The sequence below is a fragment of the Gemella bergeri ATCC 700627 genome (genome assembly GCF_000469465.1).
Classification (GTDB): Bacteria; Bacillota; Bacilli; order Staphylococcales; family Gemellaceae; genus Gemella; species Gemella bergeri.
In genome coordinates this window covers 1-10,554 of record NZ_KI271828.1, presented here as the reverse complement: position 1 = coordinate 10,554, position 10,554 = coordinate 1, and the positions used below count along the sequence as shown (strand labels likewise).

Annotated in this window: 7 protein-coding genes and 1 tRNA gene; 4 read left to right on the top strand and 4 right to left on the bottom strand. The window is 30.9% G+C overall.

The annotated features are described in order from the left end of the window. Positions 1 to 211 precede the first annotated feature (211 nt). Positions 212 to 700 (top strand): Cys-tRNA(Pro) deacylase, encoded by a 489-nt coding sequence (ybaK, locus tag HMPREF1983_RS03415; protein WP_021752900.1) that lies wholly within the window; start codon positions 212 to 214, stop codon positions 698 to 700. Positions 701 to 741: 41 nt separating this feature from the next. On the opposite strand, the gene HMPREF1983_RS03410 is transcribed toward ybaK, so the two are convergent. Continuing rightward, positions 742 to 812, bottom strand: a tRNA-Thr gene (locus HMPREF1983_RS03410). Between the two features lie 337 nt (positions 813 to 1,149). Between HMPREF1983_RS03410 and HMPREF1983_RS03405 the strand changes: the two genes are divergently transcribed. The 3 genes from HMPREF1983_RS03405 (at position 1,150) to HMPREF1983_RS03395 (ending at position 6,519) form a co-directional block, all read left to right on the top strand. Further along, a complete protein-coding gene (locus HMPREF1983_RS03405) occupies positions 1,150 to 2,043 on the top strand; it encodes a DMT family transporter (protein ID WP_021752899.1) in 894 nt (297 codons plus the stop codon). Positions 2,044 to 2,209: 166 nt separating this feature from the next. Beyond that, positions 2,210 to 3,268 (top strand): exonuclease/endonuclease/phosphatase family protein, encoded by a 1,059-nt coding sequence (locus tag HMPREF1983_RS03400; RefSeq protein ID WP_021752898.1) that lies wholly within the window; start codon positions 2,210 to 2,212, stop codon positions 3,266 to 3,268. Between the two features lie 629 nt (positions 3,269 to 3,897). Next, positions 3,898 to 6,519: a Cna B-type domain-containing protein gene (locus tag HMPREF1983_RS03395; RefSeq protein WP_021752897.1), complete on the top strand. Its 2,622-nt coding sequence runs from the start codon at positions 3,898 to 3,900 to the stop codon at positions 6,517 to 6,519. 82 nt (positions 6,520 to 6,601) lie between these two features. On the opposite strand, the gene glmS is transcribed toward HMPREF1983_RS03395, so the two are convergent. The 3 genes from glmS to HMPREF1983_RS03380 all read right to left on the bottom strand — a co-directional run bounded on the left by glmS (position 6,602) and on the right by HMPREF1983_RS03380 (position 10,298). Next, a complete protein-coding gene (gene glmS, locus HMPREF1983_RS03390) occupies positions 6,602 to 8,404 on the bottom strand; it encodes a glutamine--fructose-6-phosphate transaminase (isomerizing) (protein ID WP_021752896.1) in 1,803 nt (600 codons plus the stop codon). Positions 8,405 to 9,030: 626 nt separating this feature from the next. Next, the gene (locus HMPREF1983_RS03385) at positions 9,031 to 9,831 is read right to left on the bottom strand and encodes a DUF6612 family protein (protein WP_040460910.1); all 801 of its coding nucleotides are present in this window, start codon (positions 9,829 to 9,831) and stop codon (positions 9,031 to 9,033) included. Between the two features lie 224 nt (positions 9,832 to 10,055). Further along, positions 10,056 to 10,298, bottom strand: a complete 243-nt coding sequence (locus HMPREF1983_RS03380) for a hypothetical protein (RefSeq protein ID WP_021752892.1) — start codon at positions 10,296 to 10,298, stop codon at positions 10,056 to 10,058. Positions 10,299 to 10,554 lie beyond the last annotated feature (256 nt).

Genomic DNA, 10,554 nt, shown 5'->3' with positions numbered 1-10,554 from the left:
AAGAAAAGGTTAATAACTAACCGATAAAAAGGGACGGATAATTATTTTATCCGTTCTTTTTTGGTTCTGTGTCAAATACGAGGCATGGGGAAGTCAAGTTGATAGATAATATCTATATAAATTGTTAATATTACTTTGACATAAATTAAACTTTGAAGTAGAATAAAAATTAATAATTAAAAAATAAAAATTAAAATAACCGAGGGAATATATGGCAAAGAAAAAAGAATTAAAAACAAATGCTATGAGATTTTTAGAGGAACATGGAGTTGAATATAATCATTATGAGTTTGATGTGAAAAGTGATGCGGCAAAAACCGGTGTCGGAGTAGCGGATATTATCGGTAAGGAACACAATCAGGTATTTAAAACAATTATGACAACTGACGGTAAAGGGAATTATGTTGTCGGAGTATTGATGAGTGAAGACAGTATTAATTTTAAAAAATTAGCAAAAGCGGCAGGGCTTAAATCATTATCAATGCTACCGTTAAAAGACTTAACAACAATTACAGGATATGTCAAAGGCGGGTGTTCTCCGTTTTCTATGAAAAAATTATTTCCGACAATTATTGATAGAAAGTGTAATAATGTGGAAACAATTATTATATCAGCCGGTAAGGTCGGGCATCAGATTGAAGTAAAACCTGATGTATTAGTTGAGTTAATCAATGCAAAAATAGCGGATATTTCAGCATAATAAAAAAGAAGTTGATTAACTTCTTTCTAACTTTAAAGCGATGCCGCTACCCAGAATTGAACTGGGAACGGAGCATTACCATTGCTCTATTATACCATTTAACTATAGCGGCTTACTTAATGATTATAACATAGAAAGAAAGTAAAGTACATAGGAAATTTTTCCTTTAATAAAAGTGTTTGTAGAGTCAAAGTAGATGTAGGATAAGAGAGTTAAAAAATAGTAAATTCCGCATAAATAAATACCCGCAAATTATAAAAGGAATTGAAAGGGTTTATTTACCGGCATTCCTTTTAATTTTGTTTAAATCGGTACTTTATTGTTACCTTTTGAATTTTATTCTACAGTGTATTATATTAAATGCTAACGGTTGAAATTTTTAATATAACACTATAAAATTATATGGTGAGGTTTTATTCATATACTTTGCAATAGAAAGGAATTGTAATGTGAGAAAATTTATAGCGGAAATATTATTAAGTATTGTAACGATAATTTGGGGGATAGCTTTTGTTTGGCAAAGTTTGGCGAGCAAGGCTCTTGAACCGCTCAGTGTTGTTGGGTTTCGTTCGATAATAGCGGTAATAGCGATTGGTGCTGTTGCACTTCTTTTTCCCACACTTTATAAAACTCAAGAACCAAAGATTAAAATTAAAAAAGTAAAATACAGCAGTCTTCTTTGGTCGCTTCTTTGTGGAATAGTTTTGTTTTTAGCCATGTATATTCAACAAATAGGTCTTGCTATGACAACAGCGGGGAAAGCGGGGTTTATTACAGTGCTTTATATTTGCTTAGTACCTCTTATCGGGGTATTTCTCGGCGAAAAACTTAATAAATACTTTATTGTAGGTTTAATCTTAGCGGTTATCGGGTTTTATTTGTTATCTGTAAAAGAAGAATTTACTTTTGAAACAGGTGATTTAATAGTTTTTATCAGTGCATTTTTATTCGGTGCTCATATTATAATAATAGGTTATGCTACGGTTAGGGTTAACTCGATGTTACTATCTATTAACCAACTGATAGTAGTTAGTGTTTTAAGTTTAAGTTTAGCAATCTTTAAAGAGAATATTACACCGGATGCTGTAATAAGTGTAGCTGCTCCGCTGCTTGCTTTGGGAGTATTGTCGAGTGCCGTCGGTTATACTTTACAAATTATCTCTCAACGTGATATACCTGCCCATACTGCTTCACTTATAATGAGTTTGGAGTCTGTTGTTGCGGCGATAGCCGGTGTTATAATATTAGGAGAACATATAGGTCTTAGAGAAGTGCTAGGAATGGTTATTGTTTTTATCGGCATAATTATTTCTCAGAAAAAAGATAAAAAAATTGAAAATTAATTGTAATTTAATAAAAAAAATTATGATTTTTAAAAAATAAGATGTGTTTTCTTATAAGTGTTATTATATTTAATAAAGTACGGTAAAAATTATAAAGAGATCGTTTAAAACTTTTTTAGTTTAGTAATTTCAAAATTAATTTTGATATATTTTAAGGAGAAAATTCATGAAGAAAATTTTTAAAATAATATTATATGCAATATTAACTTGTCTTTTGTTATTCGGTGCGTTGGTCGGTTATTTAATGGCGACGGAATATAAACCGAAAGATATTGAAAAATTGTCCGTAGTTGGAACGGGTGGTAAGGTAGTAGAACTTAATAAAGATTACAGTGCGTTAGATTGGAATATAGGTTATGCCGGACTTGATAAAGATGAAGATTTTTTTATGGACGGTGGAGAGATGGTTTTACCTTTGGATAAAAACCATGTTGAAGAAAATTTAGAAAATATTTCGAAAATAATAAAAAATGAAAATACCGATATAACTTTTATTCAAGAAATTGATGAAGATTCAAAGAGAAGTTACAATATTAATCAGGTAGAATATTTGAATAAAGAATTAGGGTTAAACAGTATTTTAGCTTATAATTTTAAAGTAAAATATATTCCATACCCATTACCACCGCTCGGTAAGGTAAATAGCGGTATTTATACAGCGACTAAATATAATATAGATAAGGCTGAGCGTTATCAAATGCCTATACCTTTCAATTTCCCTGAAAAAATAGCTAATCTTAAACGTGGTTTTTCAGTTATTTACAGTAAGATAAAAAACAGCGATAAACAACTGGTGCTTATTAATGCTCACCTTGATGCTTATGATAAAGGTAATAAAGGGAAAATCGCTCAGACAAAGCAATTAGTTGAATTTATAGAAAAAGAATATAAAAAAGGTAATTATGTACTGGTAGGTGCAGATTTTAACCAATCGCTTAGAGAATTATCAAAAGAAGAATTGGGAAAAGTACCTCTTGATTTGTGGCGTGCAGAGAATTTTGATAAAAATTTACTACCAAGTAATTTTAAACTTTATCACGGAACTAATTCAGCGAGATTAACTAATAAACCGTATAAAAAAGGTGAAAAAGATATTTATGAATTTGTTATTGACGGTTATATAGCCAGCGATAATATTGAAGTAAGTTCAGTAGAAACATTACCACATGACTATCGTTACAGCGATCACAATCCTGTAAAATTAAAATTTAAACTAAAAGGATAAAATATAAGTGAAACAAACTCTTTGCTAAATTATGCGGAGGGTTTGTTTTTTTATGTGGAAATTAAGTATATTGGTATAATCGGAATAAGAGATTAAAAAATATAATTTAGTTAGAAATTAATTTTGGCGAGCCGCTTAGCATAGTTTATTAGATTCGAGAAAGATTCTTTAATGTGAATTTTCAAATGAGTAAATTGTGTATCTAAGAAAATTCGATTAGAATTTTTAGTGTTTAAATTAATCCTTTAACCGTACATTTTTGATTTTATTAATATTTTATTTTTTAGCAATAAATATTTTTAGAGAAAAACTATATTATTTTTTGTTATTTCACACTTATTACATATTAAAGTTGTATAATGAAAAAGGATAATTAGTGGACCTAGCAACTAATTATATCCTGATATTTATAACACACTCATAAGAGGGGGTGGGGCTAAGTAAAACATTTACTTAAAACCGCCGCCTTCTTATCTGTATATTGGAATATCATCAAAATAGAATAAAAAGTGAGGAGATAAAAATGGCTAAAAAGAAAAAATTATAGATTAATAATAGAGAAATATACTAATAAAGAATAATAATATTATAGAAATGGAATAAGAAAGACAGAAAGGATTTAAAAAATAATGCGAAATAAGTTAAGTGCAGGTATATTAAGTATATTACTTTTATTAACTACGCTAAGTGCTTCTTTAGGAATTGGTAAAAGTTATGCACAGGAAAATAATATAAGCAATAAAGTTGTTACTGATTTGACGGTAAGTAATAATAGTATTCAAGATGGTGGGAGAACTACCGTTCAATTAAAATTTAAAGAAAACACCGCTCATAATATTAAAGGTGGAGATTATATAGAAGTTACTTGGCAGAAAACCGGTCAACCTACTTTTGAAGGGTATAGTAAAAAAATACAGTTGGAAGTTAAAGGTCAGCACGTGGCAGATTTGGAAGTAACTGTAGATAAGGCTGTAATTAGATTTAATGATAAAGTTAACAATTTAGATGATGTAGAGGGTTGGGCAACTTTTGAAATTACAGGAAGAAACACTACCCAAACTTCAAAAGAAGATGTGAAGACGGGTGATATTGTTTCGGGATATAAAAAGGTGCTGGTTTCTGTTACGAAGCCGGAATCAGGAACGGAAAGTGTATTTTACTACAAGACAGGTAATATAGATCCGCAAGATACGGAGCATATTAATTGGTGGTTAAATGCGAACTTACCAAAAACGGATGTTTATAATGGGATAAAAATTGAAGATAAAATTCAACATGGTCACGAATTAGTAGAAAGCAGTTTAGAAATATCAACGGAAGGACTTCATGGCAGACATACTTTTTCCGGAAAAAATGCTATTAAAGATTTTATGAATAAATATCCCGGCTCTAGCATTAGTATTAATGGGAAAAATATTAATGTAAATATAAGCCAAGGATATGCTTCACGTAATAATTTTATAATTTTTTATAAAACTAAAATAACTAAACCGGAGCAATCAGAATTTGTAAATAAATCAAAAGCATGGTATCACGAGTATAATAAAGAAAAAGTAGAGGGGAAAGATTTTAACTATACTGTAAAAAATATTTATGCAGATGGAGGAGTTACGGGAACTGTAAAAGGTGAACTAAAAATTTTAAAATATTTAAAAGGAACATCAATAGGAATACCGGACGTTGAATTTAGCCTAAAAAAAGAAGATAATTTGCCAATTATAGACGAACAAGATACTATTATTTTAAAAACAAATAGTGAGGGTATCGCTAATATTAAAAATCTTCCCGTTGGGAAATATAAAGTAAAAGAGATTAAAGCACCTAATTGGATTGACTTTGATCCGGCAACAACTCAGACCATGGAGTTTGAAATGAAAGATACGGATATTGAGGGAAAACTTCTAAAAGTATACAACGATGTAAAACGAATAAATATCCGTGTGAATAAGGAATTTAAAGATGAAAAAGGAGAAAATTTAAAAGCTCCTGTAGAAAAAATACTGGTACAACTATATAAAGACGGAGTAAAAGAGGGTGAAGCCAAAGAGCTGAATAAATCAAATAATTGGTCATATACATTTACCGATTTAAAAGAATATGAAAAAGTAGGAACTGGCGTTAAAAAACATGTCTATACAGTTCGAGAAGTAGGAGAAACCGACAAAAAAATACAACTGAACGGAAAAACATTTGACGTTGAGTACATAAAAAATTCAGATAACAATTTCACTATTAAGAACACTTTAAAAGAATCTGAAAAGGTTAAAGTTACAGCACAAAAGACTTGGTCAAACGGCGAAGCGACAAAAGAAGTGGAAATCTTTTTACTTGAGAATGGAGTTTATAAACAAAAACGTCAAATAGCGAAACCTGAAAATAATTGGCATGTAGAATTTTCTAATCTTCCTAAATTTGATAATAAAAATCAGGAGATAAAATATACCGTTACGGAAATTAGACCGGACTTAGATACTAAACAAAATAATACCATTACCTTGGATAACAAAAAATATCAATTTAGTATTACGGAGTATAAAAAATATAATTTTGTAATTGATAATAAGTATATTCCTGAAATACTGCCGAAACCTAAGAAAAAAGATGTAGAAGTAAGCAAAATAAGTTTCAACGATGATAAAACAATATCAGAAGTAGTTGGAGCGAAGATACGAATTTATGAGGGAGAAGATGGAGATGGTAGAATAGTAGATGAATGGATAACTGAAAAAGGGAAAAATCATACGATTAAAGATTTGGAAGTAGGAAAGAAATATACCTTTAGGGAAATATCTGCACCAACGGGTTATAAAGTGGTAACAGATTTTATATTTAGTGTAGATGAAAAAGGAAAGGTAACAATCCATTCTACACTTACAAGTGGAAAAGCGGAGTATAAGGACGGAAAGTTAATGGTTACTGACGATAGGGAAGTAATCCCGACCCCACCGAACCCAACGCCGCCGGCACCACCTGTTCCGACACCACCGACTCCGGTACCGCCAATACCAACCCCGCCAGCTCCACCGACCACACCAATGCCACCGGTTCCAAGTCCCAACACCCCACCGAAAACACCCGATAAACCGACAGATAAAGAAGAACAACCACCGAAATCTAAAGATAATACCCCGAAAAAAAGCAATAAAGCAAGAAAACTGCCAAATACCGGAGAAGTTTCCAACAGTAATTTCGCTTTAGGTATTTTTGGATTAATATTGGTGTTTGTAATAAAAAGAAAATATATAAAATAGGTTTATATTAAGGTAAGTTTTAAAGTAAGTCCCCTCAAAACGGTTTAAGTTTTGAGGGGATATTAAAATTATTATAAATTATTTATTCAACAGTTACCGATTTTGCCAGATTACGCGGTTTATCAACATCAAGTCCACGCCCGACAGCTGCATAGTAGGCGAATAGTTGTGTTACGACAATACTTGCAATAGGTGCAAGGTCTTCATTAACATTTGGAATGGCATAGTCGCCTTTTCGTGCTAATTTTTCCAATGTGATAATTAGAGTATTCGCACCACGGCTTGCTACTTCACTGACATTACTTCGGGTATTAAGATCCAGTTTTGTGCTGGTAATTAAAGCTACTACCGGAGTTTTTTCTTCGATAAGAGCGATTGTTCCGTGTTTTAGTTCTCCACCGGCAAAACCTTCTGTTTGAATATAAGAAACTTCTTTAAGTTTAAGAGCGGCTTCACAGGCACTATAATAGTCAATGCCACGACCTATATAAAATGCGTTTCGTTCTGTAAATAACTCTTCTGCCAATTTTTTAATAGTTTTGGTATCATCAAGAATAGACTCAATAGCTGAGGTTACTACTGATAATTCTTTTTCAATATCAAGTTTCGGTTTACTGTTACGTCTTGTTGCTACTTCATATGCTAAAATGCTTAGTATTGCTATTTGTGAAGTATATGCTTTAGTAGATGCTACGGCGATTTCAACACCGGCATGAAGAAGTAAAGTATAATCACATTCACGGCTTAATGTAGAAGAATCAACATTGGTCAAGACTAAGAATTTGTAGCTGGAGTTTACACTACGAAGTTTAGTAAGAACGGCACGTAAATCCGCAGTTTCTCCTGATTGCGATAAGAAAATAAACATTGGTTTTTTCGATAAGAGTGGTACATTGTAGGCAAATTCACTAGCTAGATGAACTTCCGTTGGAATACCTGCCCATTTTTCGAAATAATTTCTACCCACCAAGCCGGCATTATAGCTGGTACCACAACCGATAATATATAATCTGTCAGCATCTTTAATATGATTAATTATTTCTGTATCAATATTTACATCATGTCCATTAAAGTAATGAGAGATGATATTACGCATTGCTCCGACTTGTTCGTTTGTTTCTTTAATCATATAATGTTCGTAAATACCTTTGTCGATTTCACCTGCATTTAAGTTAGTAGAGAAAGGTTTACGTTCTATGATTTTACCGTCTTTATCTTCAATAGTTACATCATCTTTTTTCACAATAACGACTTCATCGTCATTAATTTCTAAAAAGTTGTTAGTGTATTTAATCATTGCAAGAGCGTCACTACCAACATAGTTAGTAGAATTATCTCCAAGTCCGATTAAAAGCGGACTTTTATTTTTTGCAACATATAAGGTATCTTTGTCTTCAGTATCAATTAAGCATAAAGCATATGATCCTTGTAGTTTAGAAATGGCTTTTTTAAAAGCGTCTTTAGTAGATAAGCCACGATCGCTATAAATTTGAATTAATTGAACAACTACTTCCGTATCAGTTTCACTGACGAGTTCAACATCTTTAAAAAATCTGTCTTTTAATTCTTGAAAGTTTTCAATAACTCCGTTGTGAACCAAAACAAAACGTTTGTTAAAACTTTGGTGAGGGTGAGAGTTTGTTTCATTAACACCGCCGTGGGTTGCCCAACGTGTATGTCCGATTCCGATATTAAAATAAAGGTCGGCAGGAGTCAACTTCTCAAGATTTTTAATGCGACCGACAGTTTTAATAACCTTAGCTTCTTTATCAACTATTCCGGCAATACCGGCAGAGTCGTAGCCGCGATACTCAAGACTGCTAAGCCCGTCAATTAAAAATTTTACTCCATTATCTTCTCCGATAAATCCTACGATTCCACACATATATATAAAATCTCCTTGCTTTTCCTAAATTATAGTTTTAGATTATGTTATTAAAGTATATATTACTTTACAAATATTTTAATAATGGTTAGTAGTGGTATGGACGCCTACAACTAACCCACTACGTGGGTGGATTTTCCGGCTAGAATTTTAGCCAAGGTCTAAAATTCTCCAAGTAAAATGCTTTTGGCATTTTACTATTACCACTACAAACATTGCTATTAAGCTCGTTGCTACTCTTAGTGGAGAATTCCTCGGGGTTGCCTTACCACTATAGAATTAGTAACAAAAAATATTTTGTATATAAATATATAAAATAATATACGGGAAATAATACTGTTTTTGTAGTGAAAGTACACCTTTGTACAGCATTTAACGAAATTCCATTTTCCGAAAAAGCATCCGCCGAATTTTCGATAACTTTTTTCCTCGTCAACTAAACCCCTGTTAATCGTCGGTGCTTAGTTCGGGCGCTATAATTGTAAATAATTTTCTTCCTTTCATAATCATAGTTATATGACAATAATATAACATATAAAAATAAATATGTAAATAGATTTAATATTTCCAGAAAACCAAATTAACCTAAACTCCTTGTTTTAGAAATTTAGGTTAATTGAAAAATATTAATCTGTTTTTAATTCGGTTGCATTTTTTACATCATTAGGTAGGGAAATGTCCGATACATTATTAACATTAGTATAGGAAATTTTTTGAGTTAGTTTCATAGCTGAACCGATGTTGTTTTTAATCTCAAGATCCATTGTTGTTTCAACATCAACAGGTATAAATTTTTTTGTTATAACATATCTAATAGAAACATTTTTAAAGTTAACATCATTAAATGTATTGGTATCGACTTGCTGAGAACCGGAAGCGGAATTAACGATTTCTACCATGAGTTCTTTAAACTGTTCACCGCTACCTGAATAAGTAAGTACGTAATTTCCATTTTCTTCAGTTACTTGAAAATCTTTGGCAAGTTTCTTGTAAAATTCAAAAATTTTTTCAGAGTAAGCAATATTTTTTAGATTTTGGAATTGTGATGTAACGTTGTCGTTAGAGTTTTTAATCCAACTATTCTGTCCGGAAGATTTTGTATAAATAACATTATCTTTAACATAAAGTTCAGATTTTTGTGTTATATTTTGTGATTTGGTTTCGGAAATAGTTTTTAAAGTGAATGGTTCAAAAATAATGGAACCTGAAATTTTGCTGTCGACTTTATGAGTTTGTTCACCGTTTACTATTTCAGAAACATTGGTGGAAACAAAATCGGTATTTTTTATGCTTTTAGCTGTGTCTGCCGTTTTGTTTAAAATGTTTTCGGCTGATTTATTAAATTGTAGCATGCTGCAAGCACTTAGTACGACCGCTAAAATTAAAGTTAAAAAAACAGTGATACTACGTTTGATGTTTTTTGTCATATTTTTTCTCCTTGTTCGATGTATGTTATTATGTATTTTAGCATATAATAAACATGTTTCAAAAGAATCTATTGCTTTTCAAGAGTAAGAAAAATCAAGTTATTTAAAGCCGCATAGAGCCGTCTAATTTTATTCCACAGAAGTGTTATATGTTTTTAAAATATATGGAAAGAACACTTTTATATCAACGTTTATAAGTAATTCTCCTTGTTAAAACTCAACTTTTAATTTTCTATTATAACTATATACTTTTCTAATTCCTCTACTTCATAACTTGCGATTAGTTCCGTAAGGTAATCAGCACCATTATTTACAGGGTATTCATCGAAGCTATTATAATATTTTTCTCTATTAGTAAATTTAATATTTATAGGTAATAGACCATGTTTTATTAATTTAAGGTTTAATAATAACCTACCTTTACTAGTATTGAAAATTTTTCCCCATTCTTCAAGTGTTAAATTCATTTTCTTTCTTATATCAAAAATCCTAGAACCGACAGATTTTTTATTTATACGTAATAATTTAATTTTTTATAAATTCTTAAATATTATTTAAAACAATTATACTATCAAAACTAAAAAAAATAAAGGACTGGTTTTATAATGAAGTGATTTAACTATCAATTTATCAGAAGTGGTCATACTATAAAGGTGATGAAAAAATCAATTAAGTAATAGAATTTAAATTTTTACAATATAATATAAATAATTCACTATAAAA